Origin of the sequence: Kiloniella litopenaei (assembly GCF_000982415.1) — a bacterium.
Taxonomy (GTDB): domain Bacteria; phylum Pseudomonadota; class Alphaproteobacteria; order Kiloniellales; family Kiloniellaceae; genus Kiloniella; species Kiloniella litopenaei.
Genome location: NZ_LANI01000002.1, coordinates 102,888 through 124,850, shown reverse-complemented (window position 1 = coordinate 124,850; position 21,963 = coordinate 102,888). Strand labels below are relative to the sequence as shown.

General features: G+C 45.0%; 22 protein-coding genes. 14 read left to right on the top strand and 8 right to left on the bottom strand.

From position 1 onward, the window contains the following. The first annotated feature begins 411 nt into the window (after positions 1 to 411). The 5 genes from ggt to WH95_RS02230 all read left to right on the top strand — a co-directional run bounded on the left by ggt (position 412) and on the right by WH95_RS02230 (position 7,760). On the top strand, positions 412 to 2,166 hold the full coding sequence (gene ggt / locus WH95_RS02250; RefSeq protein ID WP_046503215.1) for a gamma-glutamyltransferase: 1,755 nt from the start codon (positions 412 to 414) through the stop codon (positions 2,164 to 2,166). Positions 2,167 to 2,431: 265 nt separating this feature from the next. Further along, complete coding sequence (locus WH95_RS02245; protein ID WP_082113944.1) at positions 2,432 to 5,797, top strand: sensor histidine kinase; 3,366 nt, start codon at positions 2,432 to 2,434, stop codon at positions 5,795 to 5,797. Between the two features lie 222 nt (positions 5,798 to 6,019). Next, a complete protein-coding gene (locus WH95_RS02240; protein WP_046502446.1) occupies positions 6,020 to 6,445 on the top strand; it encodes a YeeE/YedE family protein in 426 nt (141 codons plus the stop codon). A gap of 29 nt (positions 6,446 to 6,474) precedes the next feature. Next, positions 6,475 to 6,909: a DUF6691 family protein gene (locus tag WH95_RS02235; RefSeq protein ID WP_046502443.1), complete on the top strand. Its 435-nt coding sequence runs from the start codon at positions 6,475 to 6,477 to the stop codon at positions 6,907 to 6,909. A 164-nt stretch (positions 6,910 to 7,073) separates the two neighbouring features. Then, on the top strand, positions 7,074 to 7,760 hold the full coding sequence (locus WH95_RS02230) for a substrate-binding periplasmic protein (RefSeq protein ID WP_046502441.1): 687 nt from the start codon (positions 7,074 to 7,076) through the stop codon (positions 7,758 to 7,760). Positions 7,761 to 7,938: 178 nt separating this feature from the next. Here WH95_RS02230 and WH95_RS20350 read toward each other — a convergent pair whose 3' ends face one another. The 3 genes from WH95_RS20350 to WH95_RS02215 all read right to left on the bottom strand — a co-directional run bounded on the left by WH95_RS20350 (position 7,939) and on the right by WH95_RS02215 (position 9,945). Continuing rightward, positions 7,939 to 8,502, bottom strand: a complete 564-nt coding sequence (locus WH95_RS20350) for a YybH family protein (protein WP_052741720.1) — start codon at positions 8,500 to 8,502, stop codon at positions 7,939 to 7,941. A 42-nt stretch (positions 8,503 to 8,544) separates the two neighbouring features. After that, positions 8,545 to 9,441, bottom strand: a complete 897-nt coding sequence (locus WH95_RS02220; protein WP_052741719.1) for an RNA polymerase sigma factor — start codon at positions 9,439 to 9,441, stop codon at positions 8,545 to 8,547. Positions 9,442 to 9,714: 273 nt separating this feature from the next. Then, complete coding sequence (locus WH95_RS02215; protein ID WP_046502439.1) at positions 9,715 to 9,945, bottom strand: hypothetical protein; 231 nt, start codon at positions 9,943 to 9,945, stop codon at positions 9,715 to 9,717. Positions 9,946 to 10,200: 255 nt separating this feature from the next. Between WH95_RS02215 and WH95_RS02210 the strand changes: the two genes are divergently transcribed. The 4 genes from WH95_RS02210 to WH95_RS02195 all read left to right on the top strand — a co-directional run bounded on the left by WH95_RS02210 (position 10,201) and on the right by WH95_RS02195 (position 12,385). Next, positions 10,201 to 10,773: a TetR/AcrR family transcriptional regulator gene (locus tag WH95_RS02210; RefSeq protein ID WP_046502437.1), complete on the top strand. Its 573-nt coding sequence runs from the start codon at positions 10,201 to 10,203 to the stop codon at positions 10,771 to 10,773. A gap of 55 nt (positions 10,774 to 10,828) precedes the next feature. Next, positions 10,829 to 11,116, top strand: a complete 288-nt coding sequence (locus tag WH95_RS02205) for a YciI family protein (protein ID WP_046502434.1) — start codon at positions 10,829 to 10,831, stop codon at positions 11,114 to 11,116. Positions 11,117 to 11,126: 10 nt separating this feature from the next. Next, positions 11,127 to 11,735: a DNA-3-methyladenine glycosylase I gene (locus WH95_RS02200; RefSeq protein ID WP_046502431.1), complete on the top strand. Its 609-nt coding sequence runs from the start codon at positions 11,127 to 11,129 to the stop codon at positions 11,733 to 11,735. 74 nt (positions 11,736 to 11,809) lie between these two features. After that, positions 11,810 to 12,385 carry an HD domain-containing protein gene (locus tag WH95_RS02195; protein WP_046502428.1) on the top strand — a complete coding sequence of 192 codons (576 nt, stop codon included), beginning with the start codon at positions 11,810 to 11,812 and terminating at the stop codon, positions 12,383 to 12,385. Positions 12,386 to 12,476: 91 nt separating this feature from the next. Here WH95_RS02195 and WH95_RS02190 read toward each other — a convergent pair whose 3' ends face one another. Continuing rightward, a complete protein-coding gene (locus tag WH95_RS02190) occupies positions 12,477 to 13,313 on the bottom strand; it encodes a substrate-binding periplasmic protein (RefSeq protein ID WP_046502426.1) in 837 nt (278 codons plus the stop codon). A gap of 270 nt (positions 13,314 to 13,583) precedes the next feature. Between WH95_RS02190 and WH95_RS02185 the strand changes: the two genes are divergently transcribed. Beyond that, positions 13,584 to 14,369 carry a substrate-binding periplasmic protein gene (locus tag WH95_RS02185; protein ID WP_046502424.1) on the top strand — a complete coding sequence of 262 codons (786 nt, stop codon included), beginning with the start codon at positions 13,584 to 13,586 and terminating at the stop codon, positions 14,367 to 14,369. A gap of 127 nt (positions 14,370 to 14,496) precedes the next feature. Here WH95_RS02185 and WH95_RS02180 read toward each other — a convergent pair whose 3' ends face one another. Further along, complete coding sequence (locus WH95_RS02180; protein WP_046502421.1) at positions 14,497 to 14,901, bottom strand: nuclear transport factor 2 family protein; 405 nt, start codon at positions 14,899 to 14,901, stop codon at positions 14,497 to 14,499. Positions 14,902 to 15,003: 102 nt separating this feature from the next. Further along, on the bottom strand, positions 15,004 to 15,429 hold the full coding sequence (locus WH95_RS02175; RefSeq protein WP_046502419.1) for a VOC family protein: 426 nt from the start codon (positions 15,427 to 15,429) through the stop codon (positions 15,004 to 15,006). Between the two features lie 178 nt (positions 15,430 to 15,607). Between WH95_RS02175 and WH95_RS02170 the strand changes: the two genes are divergently transcribed. Next, positions 15,608 to 16,531 carry a LysR family transcriptional regulator gene (locus WH95_RS02170; protein WP_046502417.1) on the top strand — a complete coding sequence of 308 codons (924 nt, stop codon included), beginning with the start codon at positions 15,608 to 15,610 and terminating at the stop codon, positions 16,529 to 16,531. Positions 16,532 to 16,547: 16 nt separating this feature from the next. Here the strand turns inward: WH95_RS02170 and WH95_RS02165 are convergent, their stop codons facing one another. Continuing rightward, positions 16,548 to 17,363: an MBL fold metallo-hydrolase gene (locus tag WH95_RS02165; protein ID WP_046502415.1), complete on the bottom strand. Its 816-nt coding sequence runs from the start codon at positions 17,361 to 17,363 to the stop codon at positions 16,548 to 16,550. A 176-nt stretch (positions 17,364 to 17,539) separates the two neighbouring features. Between WH95_RS02165 and WH95_RS02160 the strand changes: the two genes are divergently transcribed. Both WH95_RS02160 and WH95_RS02155 read left to right on the top strand, forming a co-directional pair. Then, positions 17,540 to 18,580, top strand: a complete 1,041-nt coding sequence (locus WH95_RS02160; protein WP_082113942.1) for a DMT family transporter — start codon at positions 17,540 to 17,542, stop codon at positions 18,578 to 18,580. Between the two features lie 22 nt (positions 18,581 to 18,602). Next, entirely contained in the window at positions 18,603 to 19,637 is a 1,035-nt protein-coding gene (locus WH95_RS02155) for a DMT family transporter (RefSeq protein ID WP_218044426.1), read from the top strand. 101 nt (positions 19,638 to 19,738) lie between these two features. Here WH95_RS02155 and WH95_RS21235 read toward each other — a convergent pair whose 3' ends face one another. After that, on the bottom strand, positions 19,739 to 19,954 hold the full coding sequence (locus WH95_RS21235; protein WP_157845864.1) for a hypothetical protein: 216 nt from the start codon (positions 19,952 to 19,954) through the stop codon (positions 19,739 to 19,741). Between the two features lie 309 nt (positions 19,955 to 20,263). On the opposite strand from WH95_RS21235, the gene WH95_RS02145 reads away from it, so the two are divergent. Further along, positions 20,264 to 21,925, top strand: a complete 1,662-nt coding sequence (locus WH95_RS02145; RefSeq protein ID WP_052741718.1) for a hypothetical protein — start codon at positions 20,264 to 20,266, stop codon at positions 21,923 to 21,925. The last annotated feature ends 38 nt before the right edge of the window (positions 21,926 to 21,963 follow it).

Sequence of the window (21,963 nt, the reverse complement as noted above, 5' to 3'; positions counted from 1 at the left end):
GGTTCAACTGAACAAGTTACCTTTCTTTTCGGGGGGATTTTCTTCTGCTATTTTAGCTGGTTTTTCTTGTGAGATTTTTCCGGACTTTGGCTCGTATAAAATTTTCTTATGATAAAATACTGGGTGATAAAATATTGGCGGCGTTGCCATAGGAAATAAAAGCACGCTATGCTTTAAAACAACCTATGGGTTTGTAAGGCCAATTGTTAAGGTGTTGAGCGCAGTACAAAGAAGTTACTGTTATCTGATGTGAAAACAGGGTGTTAACTGGCACTAATAGTGGTTTGTTGATGTTACCCTTTTCTCACAGACTTGATGCTGGCCTTTAAGCGCATAAATAAAATTACACTATTGGTTTTGCACAAGACCTGTTTGTTACAGAAAACAAATATGATCACAGGGAAGAAATTTATGTCGATTAGTCCGAAAAGGGTCGCGTTGGCTTTCGCGACCACGTTACCATTTTATTCTCTCGCAAGTCCGGTGATGGCCCAGGAAGCGGTTCAGCCAGAGGCAACCCATGCCATTGTTGAAAAGCAGGCGGTTAAATCCAAAAAATTTATGGTGGCATCTGCCAATCCGATTGCGACCCAGGCTGGTTATGAAGTGCTGGAACGCGGTGGGACAGCGGCGGATGCCGCCGTTGCCGTACAGTTGATGCTCAACCTAGTTGAACCACAAAGCTCGGGCATTGGGGGCGGTGCCTTTATGGTTTATTGGGATGCCAAAAACAAAAGCCTGACGACCTTTGACGGGCGTGAAAAAGCACCAATGGCAGCAACGCCGGACTATTGGTTGGGGACTGACGGGCAGCCTGTTGGCTGGTTCGACGCGGTTGTCGGTGGCAGATCGGTCGGGGTGCCGGGAACGCTAAAACTGATTGAAACGGTGCACCAGCGTTATGGTAATCAGGATTGGGCTGAATTGATTGAACCGGCCCGTGCCTTGGCACAGGGTGGCTTTCAGGTTTCCCACCGCATGGCCAATTCCATTGCCAACGCAACTGGCAAGCGCAAGCTGGAAGCTATGCCGCATACGCGGGCTTATTTCTTTGACAAGAATGGTGCGCCGTTGAAAGAGGGAACCCTGCTACGTAACCCTGAATTTGCGGCTGCACTTGCGATGATCCAGAAAGAAGGCTCTAAGGTTTTCTATGAAGGACAGATTGCCAAAGACATTGTCGAGGCCGTAAAGACCGAAGAAAATGGTGGCATTCTGACATTGGAAGATATGAAGGCTTATGAAGTTGTGGAACGTAAGCCGACCTGTGCACCCTATCGGGGATATGAAGTTTGCGGTATGGGGCCACCTTCGTCCGGCGCGCTGACTGTCGGGCAAATTCTTTCCGTTCTGTCCAACTATGATCTTCCGGCGATGGGGCCGGGTGCCGAGAGTACCCACCTTTATCTGGAGGCTGCCAAGCTGGCCTATGCTGATCGCGGGCTTTATATGGCAGACAGTGACTTTGTGAAGATGCCCGAAGGGTTGTTGGACCAGAACTATCTGAAAGAACGTGCTGCTTTGATTGATCCGGCAAAAACTATGGGCAAGGCAGAGGCGGGCACGCCGCCGTGGAAAGAAGCAAGTATATATGCGCCAGATACACAACTGGAACGTCCGGGAACCAGTCACTTTTCTATTGTGGACGCCGAGGGCAACGTCATTTCCATGACCACAACCATTGAAACAGGTTTCGGGTCTCGGGTTATGAGCAACGGCTTCTTGTTGAATAATGAATTGACTGATTTCTCTCGCGCACCGGAAAAGGACGGCAAGCCGATTGCCAACCGTGTCGAAGGGGGTAAACGCCCAAGATCATCTATGGCGCCGACGATTGTTTTGAAAGATGGCAAGCCTGTGCTTGCAATCGGATCACCGGGCGGATCGCGGATTATCAACTATGTGGCACAATCCATCATTGGTATTCTGGACTTTGGCATGGACCCGCAAGTTGCGATCAGCCAGCCACACGTGGTTAACCGTAATGGCGCGACAGATGTGGAAGAGGGGACAGATGCCGTTGCCATGATCCCGGCGTTAGAAGCCAAGGGGCACGAGATCAATGTGCGTGATCTGAATTCCGGCCTTCACGCGATCCAGATCCTTAATGGCGAGCTTGTCGGTGGCGCAGACACCCGTCGTGAAGGCACCGTTCTGGGGGATTAGTTTTTCTGTAGTTCGGTGTAGATCAGGCCCGCAGTTTCATTGCTGTGGGCCTGTTTTTTGTTAAATAAGCCAAAAAAGATATAGATAGTTGAAATAAATATTACCGTTCGTTGAAATTAACCTTTTACTTACCTCCTCTGTTCATTATGCACCTAACAGGTGAAAAAGTACTTTATAAAAGTACGTAATAATAAAGGCGTAATGTTAAGATAAATAACTGAACTGCTTTAGTTTCAAGTGGTTTGGCGGGGGAAGTCTTGTTTATATGAGTTGGTTCAAAGGGCTTTGTTCTCTTGGGTGTTTCTTTGTTTGTTTGGGCGGTAGTATTTCCAATGCAACCCATTCTGCGAGCGGTCAATCCAATTTAAGATGCTTTTCCGTAGGGGAAGGTCTGTCTTCGAGTTTAGTGTCAGAGAAAACCTTTGATCATGACGGTTATTTGTGGATTGCCAGTTCAAATGGCTTAAACCGTTATGATGGCTATGATTTTAAGGTTTTTACCCACGATACTGGAAACCCAAACAGTTTGGGCGGCACGCTTGCGCGGAGCACAATGACAGATCGAGAGGGACGCATCTGGGTCGGGTCACGCAAACTTAGCCGATATGATCATAAAAAAGAAGTTTTTCAGAATTTTGACGTTTCCAGTCAAAATAGCATCTATACAATTCATCAAGACCGTTCAGGGCTGCTTTGGATTGGAGGTGTCGGATTTGGTTTGCGGAAAATCAACCCTGAGACAGGTGAATTGCTTCAGGTTTTTATTAATGAACCTGCCAATGGAAATTCGATTGTTAGTAATACAATTCATCGTATTGTTAACGGACAAAACAATGATTTATGGCTGGCGACAGATAAAGGTCTGGAACATTTTAATATTGCGACAGGGGAGTTTTCTCATTTCTCTTTGAGAAATTCTCTTATTGGTGTTTCAGGTAATTATGTACGGGACCTTCTATTAGATTCCAAAGGCAAACTCTGGCTTGCGACAGCAGAAGGTGTTGTTGTTTTGGATCCTGAAATAAATAGCTGGGCCCATTACCAATATTCAAAATTCGATCCCAAATCGATTGCGACAAATGATGTATGGTCTGTGTTTGAGGATAGTCAGGGAAATATCTGGATTGGTACTGATAAAGCGGGGGTGAATAAGTATGTTCCTGCAACTGACAATTTTGAACACTATCAGTCTGGTACTGGGCGCAACCTGATTCCCAATGGTGCTATCTTTGATATCAAAGAAGACATGAACGGAGCGTTATGGCTAAGTGTTTTCAATAGTGGAGTGTGCCGTTTTAGTATACATGATCTTAAGTTTCAGATTTATCAATCGAAGCCTACCGCACCTGAAAAAGGACCTGCCTTTGATAACCTTCTGGATATACACGAAGATAAAAATGGTCTGATCTGGATCGCGACAGATGGTGGCGGGATAAGTATTTTTGATCCCGAAAGCCAGTCATTTCGCCATTTGAAACACAATCCGGATAATCGCAATAGTTTAAGTAGTAATTCTGTTATCAGTATAGCCGAAAGTAACGATGGTATTCTATGGTTTGGCACATGGGGCGGGGGGCTTAATAAATACGATCCGGTTCATGAAAGCTTTATTCACTATAAAAGTGACGGTCTGAATAAAGGTGGTCTTTCAGGTAATAATATTTTTGATATTCGCATAGATGATCAAGGTGTTTTATGGCTCAGCGTCTGGGATAAGGGATTGCAGCGTTTTGATCCGGTTATTGAGGCATTCACCGATCATAGCCTTGATAATGACAAAGCATCTTTCAACCTAAAAAATCGGCATATTAATCTGCAACACAAGGATAAAAAAGGACGTTTGTGGGTTGGGGGGCATGACGGGCTAGAGATGTTTGACCCAGCCAAGATGCAAGTAAGTTCAGTTAATTTGAACATACAGAATGACATTTATGCCGTCAGTGAAACGGATGACGGGGTGTTATGGTTTGCAACTTCCGAGGGGTTGGTTGGGTATGATCCAGAGACTCATAGAAAAGAGGTCTATGGGGTGAAACAAGGTCTGCCAGATAACTTTATCACAGGGATAGAAGTGGATGATAAGGGGAGGTTCTGGTTAGGCACTCGAAAAGGCCTAAGCAAGTTTGACCCAAAAACAAAAAGGGTTGAGAATTTTGGTGTTTCTGACGGACTTCAGGGGTGGGAGTTTAATCGGTTTAGTCACCTTAAATCCAAAGACGGAACTCTCTATTTTGGCGGAACTAAAGGTCTGAATATCTTTAACCCAGAGTACTATTATAAAAATAACAGAGTTCCCAAGGTTGAAATTACTGACTTGGAACTCTTTCAAAAACCTGTCTCTGTTTCGAATGAAGGAATTTTTCCTGAAAAAATCAGCTTTTTGACGGAAATACAATTATCGCATGAACAGCGGGATGTTGCTTTTAAATTTACGGCATTGGATTTTAGTGCGCCTGAGAAAAATCAATTTAAATACATGCTAGAAGGGGTTGATCAAGACTGGAATGTCGTGGGGAGTGATGATCGACGAGCCCGATACAGAAACCTAGATCCCGGTGATTATGTGTTCAAGGTTAAGGCAGCGAATAATGACGGGGTCTGGAATGATCAAGGCACGTCATTGGCTGTTATTATCACCCCGCCGTGGTGGGATACTGTCGTTGCAAAAGTATTTTTTGGTCTTTTTGTCGCGGGGCTTATTTATGCCATTCATTGGATAAGATGTGCGCATAATCTAAAACGTGAGAAAAAACTGGAAAAGCTGGTTCAAGAAAAAACAGAAGAGCTGGAGAATTTTAATCGCTTTTTGGAAGATCGTGTTGTCGAGCGAACAAAAGAGCTGGTTTCAGCTAAAGAAAAGGCAGAGATTGCAGATTCATCAAAGAGTGCATTCCTCGCAAACATGAGCCATGAACTAAGAACACCTTTGAATGCAATTATCGGGTTTTCCCAAATGATGCAGTCAGAAGTTTTTGGATCTTTGGGTAATGTTAAATATCGTGAATATATCGAGGATATCTATAAATCAGGTTCGCATTTATTGGGGCTCATTAACAACATTCTGGATGTTTCCCAAATAGAGACAAAAGATATTATCTTGTACGAAGAGCCTATCAGATTGAGTCATGTCTTAAATGACGTTTTTTCTATGTTATCTTTTTCTGCAAACAGAAAAAAACTACAGTTAATTTCCGAAATTTCCCCTGATTTACCTCTTCTCTATGCTGATAAAGTACGGGTTAAACAGATTTTATCAAATTTGGTTTCGAATGCGATAAAATTTAATAAGGATGGCGGCGTTGTCCGGGTTTTTATTAGCGGTGCGGCGAAGCAAGAAATTGTCATTAAGGTAGAGGACACGGGCATAGGTATTGAAGAAAGCAGAATCCCGGAAGTTGTGACACGGTTTGGGCAGGTTGAATCTAGTTTAAGTCGCGTAAATGATGGGATTGGCCTGGGGCTTTCTATTGTGAATGACTTATGTAACCTGCATCAAGCCCGTTTTATTTTGGAAAGCAAGTTTGGGGAAGGAACTATTGTCAGTGTTATCTTCCCAAAAGAGCGAACCGTACCTTTGAAAGACCCTGAAAAAACAGGATCACTAACACAACTTAAGAAAAAGATTTCTTGATCAATATCATTGTGTCGATTTTGTTCTCCCTGATAGAATAATCTGATGGATTGCTGAACTTGCCTATCTATATACATGTTCGAATGCTCATGTGATTTTGTATGTGTTTAGGTCATTTTAGGGCATCGAATTAGTGGGTGTCGGGTGTCTATAAAACAAAATGATAGCTAAAGGGCTTTTACCGCGATTCCCTAGTTTTATCTGTCCAGACAGGGGAGTGTTATGGAAAATTTTACACCTGTATCAGCATTGATTGGGGGGGGGCTGATCGGTAGTGCCGCGGTTATTCTTATGCTGTTTAATGGCCGTATTGCGGGGATTAGTGGCATTTTGGGGGGGTGTTTTTCCTCTAAAACAGGGGATATTCCGTGGCGGATCGCGTTTGTGGCTGGTCTGGTTCTTTCGCCGCTTTTGTATGGTTTATTCCGGGATGAAAATCTTGAGATAACCTTTTCTACCTCGACCCCGTTGCTCATTATCGGGGGGCTGTTGGTGGGTGTTGGTACCCAATTGGGTAGCGGCTGTACCAGTGGTCACGGGGTTTGTGGTATTTCGCGTTTATCCCTTCGTTCTATCACCGCCACGTTGATTTTTATGGTGACAGCGGGTGTTACTGTTTTCTTATTCCGTCACGTTCTGGGCGGTTGATTATTAGCTTGTTGATTTTGGATTAAATTATGAAACAAACTTTAGTTGTTTTGATCTCTGGGATCGCCGGGCTAATTTTTGGCCTTGGTTTGGTGGTGTCGCAGATGATTAACCCGGCCAAAATATTGGCATTTCTGGATGTGTCGGGAAATTGGGACCCAAGCCTGATACTTGTTATGGGGGCTGCGCTTTTAACAACGGGGATTGGTTACAGGCTGGTATTATCCAAAGAACGCCCGTTATTTTCTACAGATTTTAAACTGCCAAAAACGCTGGATATTGATAAAAAACTTGTCTTTGGTGCGGTGTTCTTCGGTATTGGTTGGGGTATTACGGGCCTTTGCCCAGGACCCGCCCTTACCGGGCTTTTGATCGGATCGACCGAAATCTATCTGTTTTTGATCGCGATGGTAGCGGGAATTCTGGGCTACAGAGTGCTAGGGTCTTTCGTAATGCGGGGATAGTTTTTTGTTGAGTTAATACTCTGTGAAGTATTAACACTTATAGTGGTAATAAAGTGTGGTTTGGCTTGATCTTGTTCTAAAGAAAGAAATGTCACATTAACGCTTTGAGTTTTAAATCATTTTGTCTTTTGATGTGTAGCATCTTGCTGTTGCTGTGGGGCGAGGTGAGCTTTGCTGCACCATTACAGGTAAGTGTTTTTGATCTTCCGCCCTTTGGAGGGCGTGATGACGAAGGCAACATTGTTGGCATTATTCCCGAAATACTGGCTGAAATTGAACAGGAAACTGGACTTTCCTTTGAGAAAAAGGTCGTTCCCTACAAGCGTATGTACTATGAGCTTGAAACGGGCGATAGCGACTTGGCAATTTTCTTTCGTTCAGCAAAAAGCGAAACAGTAGCGTCATCCAAAGCCCGGATTTATACCCTGCGAAATATTGTTGTCGGTAAATCGGGCATAGATTTGCTGTGGTACAGTGACCTTTTGGGATACACAATCTCTGTCCCGGCCGGAACAAGGTATTATGACAAGTTTGATGATGATCATCGGTTGAAAAAAGTTTATGTCAGGGGTTTTTCCTCTGCGGTTAGCCAGCTTTTGGCAGATCGGGTTGATTTGGTCGCTGGACCCGAAATATCCATCAGTTACTATTTGCACGAACAAAAGCAATCACCCGATATTTTAGGGGAAGAATTCTTTTTGAGTTACAGTTCTGCTTGGGTTCAGGTATCTCATAAATCCAAAAATATAACGCCAGAGATTGTGGAAAAGATTGTGGCCGGTGTGAAGAGTTTACACAACAAAGGGGTGATAGAAGCAATCTTGCGTAAATATAAGGGCGCGACGTCTTGAACGTGATGTAAAAAAATCCTGTGAACGCCCCCTTAGTATCGTCCCCCTCTGAGTATAATAATGTAAAAATAGTCTCAAAATATGATTTAGACCAAATATTTTCGACCTAAATTCAAGTGCCCCAAGGCCAAAGGCAAAGATATAAGCCGGACCTTTGGAATAGATCCGGCCTATGTCACTAGTTATTCAACAGATAGCTTCCATGGGGATTGTCGATGACCATTTTCCAGCCACCATCCGCTTGTTGGCGCAGGACCGCGACAGATAACCCGGTTTCGGTAATATCCTGCCCGTCTGGGGTTTGGCCATGCATGGTCCATGGGGCGATGTGTAAGGCAATATCACCTGTAACAATGACCTCGTGACCGCTATAGGAAAATTCGGGATTGAGCGACTTGAATTCGGCAAAAATCTGTTTCGATACTTCCGCATCCGTCACAGCTGTACCCGGTTCAAACATGATCGCGGCGTCTTTTTCATAGGTGGACATGACGATGTCCAGGTTTCCCTGTTCAAAGTTTGATGTCATTTTTTGAATGAGTGAAAGAACATTCTGTTTTTGTGTCGTTACATCTTGATCAGAGGTATTAAGTGTTGTCATCGGTTTTGATCCTTTTGGTTGGTTTGGTGATGCCGCAAAAAGCGGGAAAGAAAGCAAGCTCAGGCACAGAGCTACTATCGAAAGCAGCTTTGGGAATTGGGCATGCGAACAGGCTGTCGGAAGAAAGGGTTTCTTCAACATGGGCTACTCCTGAAACGTTGAGGTGTTAATTAAGTCTGGTTGTTAATGGAATGGGTCGTGTGTTTGTTTGCCTGGTGTCGGACCCTGTGCAAATTTCGGGGTGAGAATGGTGGCAAGTCGGGTTGCAACGTCACGGGGACAGGAAAAGGTCGGCGTGGCGCGCTGCAATTTGATGGTTTGCAATTCTTTTTCCAGTGCCTTTACATCGTTGATAACCGCGATGTAGTCAGGTGCATCCTGAAGAGCAAAGGCCGGGGATATTCCCGATCCTTTTTCAGGGATACGCCCCATTTTGCGTGCGGCGGGCAGACGCCGCGGACAGCTGCATTTTGCTCTGCTGTTGGCAATTCCGCAATTACGGGAGGTAAAGTCAACAACGTCGCTGCGGGCGCGGGACAGGCGTTTTCGATAGTTTGCGGGACTGAGGTCCAGTATTTCTGCGGCTTCTGATTGCGGAAAATCCAAAATGTCACCAAGAACATAGGCAAGGCGATGTTTCAGGTCCAGGCAAAGAAGCATGGCCATGGTACAGGAAACGCGCAATTCGTTGAGCCAGATCTTGTCTTCGCCTGTTGTTTGGTCGGATAGCGAGGAACCTGGCGATAAAACGTCGGGGGCAAGACCCGTTTCCAGGTCTTGTTTGAAGATGTCAAAGGTCAAGCCAAGTTCTTTGTCACGGATCTTTTTTGCATTGATCAGATAGTTGGCGGCAACACGATAAACCCATGTCCTAAAAGCACTTTTCCCTTGGAAGGTAGAAAGCTTGGTGACCACCAGGATAAGAATTTCCTGTGTTGCCTCTTTTGCGTCCTCTGGATTGACCAGCATGCGCATGGCCAAATGATGGATTTGATCCTGTATTTCTTGTATCAGCTCTCTCAAAGCTGGCTGATCCCCTGCCTGAGCAGTTGAAACCAGTTGTTCTAACGTCTTGTGCATTTCACCAATGTCTCATTTTGTTGTTCTACTTAGTTAGACAGCAAAAGAAAGCAATGTGTGACAGATTTTTTTTCTTTTTATGGATTTATTGATTTTTGCACATTTATTAGGACGAGGTTTGGGATACCCAGACGCAGCGGAGATAAAAGCAGATACAATATGGCTGTGTTGTTTAGATTTGTTTCTGGGTTAGCCAGTTCTCAGCGTTTCCCTGTTCTCAGGGGCTGTTTATTCTTGGGGAGCATTATTACTGGGGTTAATCTGTCCTTGGCGTCAGTCCTGTTCTTTGGGGTAATATCTGGCGACGCCATAATGATCTTTCATTTTTTCGATTATATTTTTAGCATCCTGAATAGCTGCGATACTTCTCTCGTAAACCTGTTTGTTTTTCGGATCCATCTTCAGGTTTTCTGAAATCTGAAGATATGCTTTTTCCAATTCTAGCATCGCATTATCAATGTCTTTTGGTGTTTTGTTATCGTTCAATGATTTTACTTCTTTCATACCTACCCAATTTACCTGAATCAGAATAACGTGTGTTTTTTTGATTTTTTTGCGGGCGTTATTGAGCTTACATTTGCATATTATAACGTATACGTAAAACTTATTTTGAAAATCATTTCTTTGTGTTGGTCAATCTGTTTGACAGGATGGGACAAGTGTCCTAAAAAAATAGGGCGACTGTCCTAATTTTTGTTTATGGTGAAGGAATGGTCACTATATTCCATCTGTTCTTGATGTTTTCATGGGCTTGTTAATATGAAAAAACAGAAAACACGCGATCATATTATAGAGGCTGCGGACCAGCTATTTTATCAGCAGGGGTATGAGCATACGTCTTTTGCCCATATTGCAGATGACGTAAAGATCTCACGCGGAAATTTTTATTATCACTTCAAGACCAAGGATGAAATTCTTGATGCTGTGATCAGTGCGCGCTTGGATAAAACCCGCAAGATGCTGTCACAGTGGGAACAGGGCGGGACTTCCCCTCAAGATCGGATTAAATGTTTTATCCGCATATTGATAACGAATAGGGATAAAATTCTGAACTATGGGTGTCCGGTGGGAACCCTGACGACGGAACTGGCCAAGCTAAATCATGCATCGCGAGCCGAAGCAAATGCCCTGTTCACGCTATTCCGTTGTTGGTTGCAAGAACAGTTTATCCAGATCGGATGCCAAGAGGACGATGCAGATGAACGTGCCATGCATTTGTTGGCAAGGTCCCAGGGCGTTGCCACGCTGGCCAGTGCTTTTCATGATGCCAAATTCATTGATCAGGAAGTCACCCAGATGTGTGAATGGGTGGACGGGTATGCACCTGTCTAAAGGGTAATTGACCTCAGTACCGAAAAATAGTGATGTTTAAAGAAATGGAAGAATAATGTTTATCGTATTGCTAAAGTTTTCAGCCGAAAAGGCCAAGGCAGGTCAGTTTATGAATGGACACAAAGCCTGGATCAAACAGGGTTTTGATGATGATGTTTTCTTGATGGTGGGCAGTTTAAAGCCTGGGGCCGGTGGAGTAGTTCTTGCCCATAATAGTTCGCTGGAAGAACTGGACAAACGGGTCAAGGACGATCCCTTTGTTGTTGAGAATATTGTCAGTGCAGAAATATTGGAAATTGACCCGGCAAAAGCCGATGACAGATTAAGTTTTCTGTTGGCTTGAGGAGAAAGCTATGAGCGAAACAACCCTTGGGCCTGATGGAAAGCATCGTTGCCGTTGGAGTGACACGGCCCCAGAGTTTATTGACTATCATGATAACGAATGGGGTTTTCCCGTTGGGGATGACCACAAGCTATTTGAAAAAATCTGTCTGGAAGGGTTTCAGTCTGGGTTAAGCTGGCGCACCATATTGGCCAAGCGCGAGAATTTTCGCGCTGCGTTTCATCATTTTGATTATGACAAGGTTGCGCAGTTCACCGACGCAGACCGGGATCGACTATTACTGGATCCGGGGATTATTCGCCACCGGGGCAAGATAGAAGCCACGATTAATAATGCCAAACGGGCACAGGAACTTGTAAAGCGCGAAGGATCACTGGCTGCTTTTATCTGGCGGTATGAAGCACGCGAAGACGAGCTTGCAGCCCCTCAGACCCTCACGACATCGGCGGCATCGATTAGGTTGTCCAAAGATCTCAAAAAACTGGGGTGGAAGTTTGTTGGGCCAACGACCATGTTTGCACTGATGCAGGCAATGGGGTTGATTAACGATCATGTCGAAGGGTGTGCAATACGGGAAAAAGTAGAAGAAGCGCGAAAGGCTTTTAAGCGGCCTGAATAGTGGGTATGATGTTTACACTTAAAAGTTGAATTTATTTTGTTGTTACGTCATCGTTCTTGGTGGAAAAACTTTCGATGAACAAAAATGATATTGTCGACCTGTTGAATTTTTTACGTGCGACGGAGCCCTTGAAATCGACTTTACGCAGCGGGTTTACGGCATCGGGACGCAGGGAAAGCACAGCGGAACACACCTGGCGGCTTTGTCTTATGGCAATGTTGCTGGAAGATGAATACCCGGATCTGGATATCCTCAAGCTTATAAAAATATGTATTGTTCATGATTTGGGGGAAGTTATTAACGGTGATATCCCCGCGGTCGAGCAAACTGCCGAACACGACAAAAATCAACAGGAGCGTCGCGATCTGGACGAACTGACTTCTGTCTTGCCTGAAGGGTCAAAGAACAAAATTATGGCCTTGTGGGACGATTATGAACAGGGTGGATCAGCAGAGGCGCAACTGGCAAAGGCCTTGGATAAGCTTGAGACCATGTTACAGCATCTGCAGGGTGAAAACGCGCATGATTTTGATTACGCGTTTAATTTGACCTATGGCAGAAAGCAGACCGATTTTGACCATATCACCCGCGCATTTCGCGATCTGATAGATGCGGATACCAAACAGGCACTTGTCTGCAAGGATTCATGACTTTACCTGTGGGCCTGTTCATCAGGGCAACACCGTGAGCTTATAAAACTGTGCACTTATAAATGATAAATAAAACGCTATTGGTTTGGCGTTAAGGCAGTTTGTTGTAATGCTGGATCAACGGTGGAATTTTCTGTTCTCTTACTTGGCCTAGTGTGGTCCAGATTTTATCTGCCATTTCCGGGTCTCTATTATAGAACTGATGGCTGATCATCATATACCAGTCATAACTGGCAAAGGGCTGTTCTATTTCGATTAATTTATCAGCTAGCCCGTGTTTTCTGACAAGACTATTGCCAATACTGCTTTCGACAATATAGGCATCCAGATGACTTTCTGCGACATGGGCCAAGCCTTTGGCGGGCAGATGACGGGTATTTGCGGTTATGTTGTGGTCGTCTTTTAGCTTTTTAACAACCACATAACCGATCGGAGCACCAATGGATTGTTTTATGTTGCTGAAACTTGTGCCGTCCCAATCAAAATCACTCCCTATCTTTTTGAACAGGCTATAGGTAACGCGGCGAAGACGACGTTTGGGGTCTGGCTTGTTGCTGATACTTATCCGGACGGGCAAATAGGGATACCGCCCAATAATTTCGCGTTCTTTCAGATGGATAGAAGCAAAAATGCCATCAACCTTGTTCTGTTCAATAAGCTTGAGACAGCGTTTCCATGGTCGCCGGATAAATTCGGCTTTAAATCCGTTTTGTTTTAGCGATGCGTCGATAATCTCAACAAGGATACCAGGGTTTTTCACGGGAAAGGTGCTTTGATCCCCCATGAAATAGGGCGGATAGCTCTGGTTTTCAGCACATAATACAAAGGGAGGTTCTTTGGCCGAGGCAGTGGTTTTAAACAGACTGATAAGAAGACTTGTCGTAATGATCAATTTGGCAATAAACGCCAAAGTAATTTTACAGTTCATTTCAGCCCCCTTTCTGCCCCCCGCTTAAAGGTACTGTATTTATGCTATCAGATAAGGAATGAAAATACTATAGATCAACAAGGGGAAGGTTAAGCATTATACAATGCAAGTTGTGTGTTGTATTGAAAGTAAAGTGTGTAAAATTTTAATAATAATTGTTTTGTTTTTAAAGTTATTTGTGTTTTGTGTGTGTTGTATAACCTTAATGTTTTTTAAATTAAGTTTTGTTATTTATTTTTCTGATGATTTTTTTGTCTTTAGTGTGTAGTGATGAGATTTTATCTTTTTATTTCGTTTTTTTGTTTTTTTCTATTTCAAAACATACCTTATGCAAGTTCATTGGATTTTAAGATTTGTTATGAGGATCAAGAACAGCCTCCATACTATAACGGTACTGGTATTGAAGTACCCTCTCATAATCAAGGGGTTTATATGGAAATACTTCATAAGGTTTCTTCTGATCTAGGACTTAAGTTGTCTCCTGTAAGACGCCCATGGAAACGGTGTCTGAAGCTACTAGAACAGGGCCGGGTTGATGGGGTGATGGGGGTGTCTTTTCTGGCCGAACGTAAAAGAATAGGACGTTATCCTCAAAAAAACGGGGCTTTGGATTTAAACGCAAGATTAGCTATGAAAAGCTATTCTATCTTCAGAATGAGTGATCACCCCTTTATATGGAATGGTAAGCTGTCTGATATTAAGGGAAAATTAGTAGGTGTGCCTCTTGGTTATTCGATTGTTCCCAGATTGGCTCGTACTGGTGTGAAGGTATCTGAGCATGCGAATACTGAACAGCTTTTTGATATGCTGAAACACGGGCGCGTTGAAGCCGTCGTTACATTGGAACAAGTGGGTGATTTCTTGCTGGAGGCTAAATCGAATAGATTTAAGAATATTATTAAGCTTGAGCCAATTATAGAACAAAAAGCCTATTATTTGATGATAGGTCATGGGTTTTTTAAGAATAATAGCAAAATTTCCCAAGATATATGGCGTTTGATTTCTGTATACCGTCCTGAAATTAGCGCCAGTTATGGAATAAAAAAATCGAGATAGAATTCAGGTGATACAATGAAGAGCCAGATAGTTAAGCGGGCTCTCCATATAAATATTCACCTAAGTAGCGAATAGCTATAAACAAATGGTTGTTCAAACGAATGAACGATGATGTTCTGACAAAGAATTAAAGCGGCGTTACATCGACATAAACCTGATAATCCTGAATAAGTCCGGATTTGATACGGAAAATCGTTGCAAAGGGAAGGGTGAGTTCACTTTGGTCCAGGCGCTTGTAATGGACTTCGCCTTTACAAATGATATGGTCATCCTGTGTCCATATGCCATCAATTCTGTGGGCCATGCTATCGATAATCTGAAAGAAGTTCTCGTTGGCTTCCAGAACGGCTTCCTTCCCTATGACAGCATCAAAGTTTCCAAGTTGAAAACGAAGATCATCAGCCAAGAACACACCAAGTTTCGATGTGCTTTTTTCATCCACAGCCTGATACAAGTCGGTAATAAAACTTGTGGCTTCTGATGCATTGATCTTTGTGGCGGACAAAGGTGTTTTATAAGCAGGTTTTGTCATGTTCTTCTCTTTTCATACAGGGGTGGTTAGGGGCAGGTATTAACCCTGTTGACGCAGGGTGAATTGGGGGACGTTAAGGGATCAATCCCATGCGGCTCTCAATCAAGGTGTGTCATAGAGATTTCGTTCAGCAGGATCATTGCTGTAATACTGAATGAATTCGAACTGGAAACCTTCGGGATCAACAAAATATACCGTCTTGCGAAACGGATGGTCGCCCCCCAGAATGTCAATTTCAAATCCCTTGTTTTGCAGGCGTTCGATGATGCCATCGACGTCATCGACTTCGAAACCCAAATGGGCCAGCCCGGGTTTGTGACCGGCAAGCTCGCGATTTTCTCCTTCGCCATTATCGTTCAGGGTAATGTATGTCGTGTCATCGCCGACATGTAACCAGCGGCGTGGCTTGCCCTTCCATTTCATTTCCCCTTGGCCGCGTACGATCCATTTGGGAAAGGCCGTTTGAATAAAGTCCAGAGTTGCTTTCAAATCAGTTACAACCAAATTTGCGTGTTCAAAGCGCACCATGGGGCTCTCCTTCTTCCTCAAGCTTTTGATTTAACTTGGCTAATTGTTCGTCTTGTCAATCACAACCAAGTGTTGTTGTTTCTGAATTTAAAATAATAAGTTTCTCTCTGGTTTATAATGGGTATATTGGGAAACTTATTGGTGAGTAAAAGTTGACGATATTTGTGGCAGGGTGTTTATGGAACATATGAATGCAATACCCGTGTTTGTTGCTGTTGTGGAGGAGGGAAGCTTTGCCGCTGCTGCCCGGAAAATTGGGGTCACAAAGTCAGCAGTCAGTAAACGCATTTCACAGCTTGAGGCTGATCTAGGTGTGCAATTACTGCATCGAAGCACACGTAAACTAAGCCTGAGCGAAGCGGGGGAGCAGTATTTCATTCATGCGGTTCAATCGCTGGCGGCAGCACAGAATGCAGAGGATGCTGTTGCCCAGTTACAGGGGGCGCCTCAGGGGCGATTGCGTATCAATACGCCGATGTCTTTTGGCCGTTTACACATCGCACCGCTCATCCCCGAATTTCTGGCTACCTATCCCGGTGTCGGGGTCGATATGGTTATGGATGACCGCGTGGTTGATATGGTACAGGGCGGTTTTGATCTGGCAATCAGGGTTCGGTCGTTGGAAGATAGCGCCTTGATCGCGCGCAAGCTGGCACCTTGTCACAATGTCCTATGTGCTGCACCCAGCTATCTGGATAAGCATGGGTCCCCAATGCACCCTGATGATTTGTTGGGGCATAACTGTTTGCAATATGCCTATGCCAGCACCATTCACAACTGGCGGTTTGAGACGCAAGATAGTAGTGAATTCATCAATCTGGAGGTGACTGGCAATTATCAGGTAAACAATTCCGAAGCGCTCTACACAGCATTGGTTGCGGGGGTTGGCATTGCGCGATTACCAACCTTTATCGCCAGCGCTGATATTGCCGCGGGCCGCTTGGTGCCGTTGTTGTCTGAATATAAATTACCGAGCCAGACAATCTATGCGGTTTTTCCCGAACGCCGTCATCTGCCCGCCAAGGTCAGGGTTTTTATTGACTTTCTGACCGAAAAAATTGGCGGTGATCACCCGTATTGGGAGGGGGCTATTATTGGATGAATGGTAAAGACGAGGACTAACTGGCCTGCAAGGCATTGATATAGCGCGTAACCGATCGTTCTACAGCTTGCTTGCCATTGTTGCTGATTGTTCGCCCTGCAAAGGCCCCGTGTACCGTATCAAAATCATAATCAGCAACAGAATTTCCGATCTCCTTTACCTTTGTCGCAGGTAAGGGAATATAGTTTGGATAACTTCGCATGAAGCTGACGTATTTGCGATCTGCAACAATCTGCATGATATCCCCGGTGAAAAGAAACCCCTTGCCCTGTTGCCAGTGAAGAACCGTGCCGCCCTCGAAATGGCCACCGCATTTTATCAGGGTTATATCTGTGTTGAGCTTGATGTTGTTACCCGTCCAATGGTGGACAGCCGGATGCCATTTCTGTACCCATTTTGCGTCATCGTGATGCAGGTATATCTCTGCCTGATCGAACGCATCGCTCCAATCTCCCATCGCTGTATAGTAATGCGGATGCGAAATTGCGATTGCGGCCAATCCCCCCTTGTTCTTGATCCAGTCAATTGTTGATTGATCAAGAATAGCAAGGCAATCCCAAAGAATATTGCCATAGGGTGTCTGTATGAAAAAGGCGCGTTGCCCAATAGCTGCGCGTGGGACAATCTCAAAACTATATAAGCCGGGGCCATGTTCCGTGCGTTTGATTTTGTGCTGGGCTTTTAATTCAGATGACGTGATCCACTGTTGCCCCGTTTCCGGTACGTATTGGCGTTCATCTTCGCAGATGGGGCAGTGCGATGGCGGAAGTTCAGGGTCCGGATTTTGGTCAGGGTACTGGGTTCCACAAGTCTTGCAGAGGTATTCTGTCATGTTACGCCTTTTGCTGCCGCTGACTTAGAGAGAAAACTTTTATATGAAAATCTGGGATGGATCTTTCAATAACATTTCTATTCTGTGTTAAAATGAATATTTTCTACAATCTTGCTTGCAATTAAAATCTAAACCTTGCTCTATGGTTGGATGCTTATCAAAACTGGAACAGGTCAATGACCCCAAAGAGTGATATTTCTGGGAACAGTGGTGCGTCTGCGCAGGTCGAAGGCTCGGCGGTTGATCCGCGTGAGAACTTTAAGGGGGCAGCCTTTATGGTGTTGAGCCAGGCGGCGTTTGTTTTCAATGATGCCTTGATGAAATTGGCCTCTGCCGATCTGTCTTTGTTTCAGACAATTTTTCTACGTGGCATTTTCACGACACTGTTTTTGGGGGCGATTGCCTGGCGTACAAAGGCATTGTTTCGCACCGTTTCTGTGGCCGATAGAAAAATACTGGCCTTTCGCATTTTTGGCGAAGTCGGGGCCACGCTTTGTTATCTGACGGCTTTGTTTAATATGCCGATTGCCAATTCGACGGCTATTCTACAGGCTTTGCCATTGGCCGTTACTTTGGGTGCGGCGCTTTTTCTGGGCGAAGCTGTGGGGTGGCGACGTTACTCGGCGATTGCTGTGGGCTTTATCGGGGTTCTGATTATTGTCCGGCCGGGGGCAGAGGGCTTTAACGCCTATTCTTTCTGGGCTTTGGCTGCGGTTGTCTTTATTGTGTTGCGGGATCTCGCGACGAAAAAGGTTTCTAATGCTGTTCCCTCGATTTACGTCGCTTTGTTAACCTCTGTCTTTTTAACCCTGACGGCGGGGATTTTACTGCCGACATCTGGGTGGCAACCGGTTCAGCTAATATCCGTGGGATATCTGATCGGTGCAGGCTGTTTCGTTATGGTTGGGTATCTTAGTGTGATTGTGGCTATGCGACGGGGGGAAACCTCTTTTGTTTCGCCTTTCCGCTATACAATTTTGCTGTGGGCTATCCTGCTCGGGATTGTCGTTTTTGGGGATATACCTGATTTCTGGACGATTGTTGGCAGTATTATTCTGGTCATTACGGGTGTTTATACCTTCTATCGTGAAAACAAGCTGAAAAAACGGGCAGAAAAAGAGCATGCCATCAATTCGTCAAACGATGGAACAGATGAAACCATCTGGCCGGAAAAGATCAAAGATCTGGAAAAGGCCGAAGAAATGATCAATCGATAAAGGTACAGGTGGGAACAGTTTATTGACCGAGCCAAACAAGGGACCAGATCAAACCAACCAAAGAGATCAAGCCCACCAAAGAACATCGGGTGATGAGGGCACGTTTGCAAAGAAAGCCGGAACAATAACCGGGAAGAAGTGCGTCGCCGAGACAATGGCCCTTGATGCCGCGATAGCTGAAACCAGCGATGATGGTGAGCGCGGGGCAAAGGGAAACTTGCGCGGGGCTTTGTTAATGTCACTTGGTATGGCAGCTTTTATTGGCAATGTGACGTTGATGAAGCTTGTGTCTTTTGATCTGACCCTCTTTCAGGCGATTTTCCTTCGTGGATGTTGTGCGGCACTGGTTCTGGGGGGCTTTGCCTGGTATCGCAACGAACTATTTGTCTCGCTCAGTGGGCAGGATGCCAAGGTGTTGATTATCCGCGTGATTGGTGAAATTGGCGCATCGCTTTGCTACTTTATGGCCCTGTTTAATATGCCCGTAGCCAATGTGACGGCGATCCTTCAGGCTTTGCCGCTGGTGGTGACACTGGGGGCGGCGGTCTTTTTGGGGGAAACCGTCGGCTGGCGGCGGTATGGCGGTATTGCACTGGGCTTTGTCGGCGTCCTGATAATTGTTCAGCCGGGAACAGACGGGTTCAGCGTTTATTCCCTATGGGCGCTGGCATCAATGTTGTCTGTTGCCTTGCGCGATCTGGCGACGCGTAAGATATCATCGGGTCTGCCGTCTTTATTCGTGGCCTTTGTGACAATGGTTTCTGTGACGCTGGTGTGTGCCTTGTTATTACCGACCATGGAATGGAAAGAGGTCACGGGTGATACCGTCGGGCTTTTGATGGGGGCCGCTGTTTTCATTATGCTGGTTCATATCACCCTGATCCGGGCCATGCGCGTGGGCGAGGTCGCTTTTGTTGCGCCCTTCCGCTATACGGTGATGGTCTGGGCGCTGTTGGTTGGCTATTTTGTCTTCAACGAACCACCGGATGCCGCAACCTTGATCGGCTGTAGCCTGTTGATTGCCACCGGCCTCTATTCTTTCTGGCGTGAACGCTAGGTTAAGCACCAGTCATCTTGAAGTTTTCAATAAACCTTTTAACAGCCAATAATATTACGATTTATCGTCCCAAAACTTAGATGTAATGGCGGGTGAACCGCTTAAAAGTCTTCGGTGTGGCAAACTTTGTCGGCAAGGATGGTGAGCCAGGAAATAACCTCTCGGCTTTCAGGCGACAGTTTGGCGGCTTCCAGTTGTTCATCGCTTGCGTGTATTTTCAGGTCATTCCATTTCTGGCAAAAATCACTGAGGTCTCGTGGTTTGAGGGAGTCCTGCTCTGGTACTAATTGTGGGGTCGGTTTATTACGGCCGGTCACAGATTTTTCCTATTCTTATGGCTTCAAGTCTTTGCTATGAATGCATTTTTTTGTTTTTTGTTGTTGTGTTCCTAAGGGCAAAGGCTATGTTGATTTTTGGTCAAGCTGGTATCCGCCAATCTAAAATTGAATTTTTTATATAGTGTATTATGAAGCAGTTGCGAGTTCAGGTAGCGTCCAAAAAGCGTGAAAAAAACGTAAAAGGTTTTTTAACTTTCTCTACAGGTGGTAATCTCTGTGAACTTAAAAGGGTAATTTAGGGGCATTGTTCTGATGCTTCTGATAAAGGGATAGGCTCTGGGTATAAAAATGCAAAATAACCCGGCAGAAAAAACACTTAAACTGCGACTTTACGGTACCTTTAGCGCAGAATGGTCTGATGGTGCCAAGCTTAATGTGCGCAGTACAAAATTGCGGGCAATGATTGCGCTGTTGGCAATGGCGCCGGATATGACGCGGACCCGTTCCTGGTTACAGGATAAGCTGTGGTCTTTGTCGGGCGCAGAGTTGGGGCGGGCAAGCCTGCGTCGGGGGCTGAGTGATCTAAAACGCGCTATTGGTGCTGACTTTGAAACCCTGTTTGACGTCTGTCATGACAATATTGCTCTTAATGAGAATGTTGTCGAGCTTGTGGGCACGCCAGCTGAAGGCGAATTTCTAGAGGGTATAGAGATCGCCGAAGGTGGTTTTACTTCGTGGGTAAATGAACAACGAAGCAACCGCCCTCAACTAAGTTCTACACTGGAATTTTTTAATCCATCGGATAAAACAGGAATCTTGCCGGCTGTTGCAGTTCTTCCCTTTTTACAAAGTTTCAAGCGGGACGGTGAAAATGTGCTGGGCGATATGCTGGCCGAGGAAGTCTCACGTGCACTTTCAAGATCACAGTTAATCGACGTTATTTCCCATCTATCCTGTCGTAATCTCAACATGCGCCTTTTAAATCTGGCGGATGTTCGGCGCGCGTTGAATGTGGAATATGTTATCCACGGCAGCTACCGTTTGTCGGGGGAACACTTTCATCTGGATGCCGATTTTCTGGATGCGGAAAGTGGGCGGATTATCTGGTCGCGTCAGTTTTCTGCGCGGATGTCAGATTTTCTGAATGGTGGGCAGGAAATTGTTGCTGATATTTCCCGCCAGATTGGACAGTCCATTCTATCGACCTCTATTGAACTGGCGACAAGTAAACCCCTACCAGAAGTGGCGAGCCACGCATTGCTGGTTTCCGGTGTTGCCTTGATGCACAGGTTAAAACTTGCAAGTTTTGCCAAAGCCAGACCGTTAATCGAAGAAATTATCCGCAAATCACCCAATCATGCGTCTCTCTACGCTTGGCTGGGAAAGTGGTATGTGTTGTCCGTCCAGCAGGGGTGGAGTAACGATCTTAAAAAAGATAGTCAAATTGCAAGCGATTGTACCGCTAAAGCTCTGGATTTGGACCCGGATAATTCGTTTTCTCTAGCTGTTGACGGATTGGTCCAGAATAATCTCTTAAAGCAATTTGATACAGCTTTTAGCCGCTTTGATCGCGCTGTTGAGCTTAACCCAAATGATGCTTTGGCGTGGTTACTCAAGGGAACTCTACATGCTTTTATGGATGAAGGCGATAAGGCTGTCTCTTTTACAGAGCGTGCGCGTTCTTTATCGCCACTGGATCCTTATAAATATTATTTTGATGCTCTTCATTCTACCGCTTTATTGTCAAACGGACAGTATCAAGAAGCGCTTAGCTTAGCTGAGTTATCGCTAAAAGCTAACAAAAGTCATACTTCTACACTAAGAGCAAAAATTGTAGCACAGCATTCTTTAGGTCAGCAAAAAGAAGCAAAATGTACTGCGGCAGAATTAATGAAATTAGAACCCCATCTGACAATTTCTGGTTATTTAAAAAAGCATCCAGCTGCTGCTTTTGGTACCGGGCAGGAATGGGCAAAGGCACTTAAAGCATCAGGCGTACCTGAGCTGTGATTACTGTTCAAATTTATAAGTGAAAATTAGTGGTGAAA

Bases quoted from the DNA above. Each gene is read 5' to 3' on its own strand.
- WH95_RS02170 (WP_046502417.1), top strand. From the start codon at position 15,608: ATGGAACATATGAATGCAATACCCGTGTTTGTTGCTGTTGTGGAGGAG.
- ggt (WP_046503215.1), top strand. From the start codon at position 412: ATGTCGATTAGTCCGAAAAGGGTCGCGTTGGCTTTCGCGACCACGTTA.
- WH95_RS02165 (WP_046502415.1), bottom strand. From the start codon at position 17,363: ATGACAGAATACCTCTGCAAGACTTGTGGAACCCAGTACCCTGACCAA.
- WH95_RS02215 (WP_046502439.1), bottom strand. From the start codon at position 9,945: ATGAAAGAAGTAAAATCATTGAACGATAACAAAACACCAAAAGACATT.
- WH95_RS02240 (WP_046502446.1), top strand. From the start codon at position 6,020: ATGGAAAATTTTACACCTGTATCAGCATTGATTGGGGGGGGGCTGATC.
- WH95_RS02195 (WP_046502428.1), top strand. From the start codon at position 11,810: ATGAACAAAAATGATATTGTCGACCTGTTGAATTTTTTACGTGCGACG.
- WH95_RS02200 (WP_046502431.1), top strand. From the start codon at position 11,127: ATGAGCGAAACAACCCTTGGGCCTGATGGAAAGCATCGTTGCCGTTGG.
- WH95_RS20350 (WP_052741720.1), bottom strand. From the start codon at position 8,502: ATGTTGAAGAAACCCTTTCTTCCGACAGCCTGTTCGCATGCCCAATTC.
- WH95_RS02145 (WP_052741718.1), top strand. From the start codon at position 20,264: ATGCAAAATAACCCGGCAGAAAAAACACTTAAACTGCGACTTTACGGT.
- WH95_RS02205 (WP_046502434.1), top strand. From the start codon at position 10,829: ATGTTTATCGTATTGCTAAAGTTTTCAGCCGAAAAGGCCAAGGCAGGT.
- WH95_RS02185 (WP_046502424.1), top strand. From the start codon at position 13,584: ATGAGATTTTATCTTTTTATTTCGTTTTTTTGTTTTTTTCTATTTCAA.
- WH95_RS02190 (WP_046502426.1), bottom strand. From the start codon at position 13,313: ATGAACTGTAAAATTACTTTGGCGTTTATTGCCAAATTGATCATTACG.
- WH95_RS02235 (WP_046502443.1), top strand. From the start codon at position 6,475: ATGAAACAAACTTTAGTTGTTTTGATCTCTGGGATCGCCGGGCTAATT.
- WH95_RS02160 (WP_082113942.1), top strand. From the start codon at position 17,540: ATGACCCCAAAGAGTGATATTTCTGGGAACAGTGGTGCGTCTGCGCAG.
- WH95_RS02210 (WP_046502437.1), top strand. From the start codon at position 10,201: ATGAAAAAACAGAAAACACGCGATCATATTATAGAGGCTGCGGACCAG.
- WH95_RS02175 (WP_046502419.1), bottom strand. From the start codon at position 15,429: ATGGTGCGCTTTGAACACGCAAATTTGGTTGTAACTGATTTGAAAGCA.
- WH95_RS02245 (WP_082113944.1), top strand. From the start codon at position 2,432: ATGAGTTGGTTCAAAGGGCTTTGTTCTCTTGGGTGTTTCTTTGTTTGT.
- WH95_RS02180 (WP_046502421.1), bottom strand. From the start codon at position 14,901: ATGACAAAACCTGCTTATAAAACACCTTTGTCCGCCACAAAGATCAAT.
- WH95_RS02220 (WP_052741719.1), bottom strand. From the start codon at position 9,441: ATGCACAAGACGTTAGAACAACTGGTTTCAACTGCTCAGGCAGGGGAT.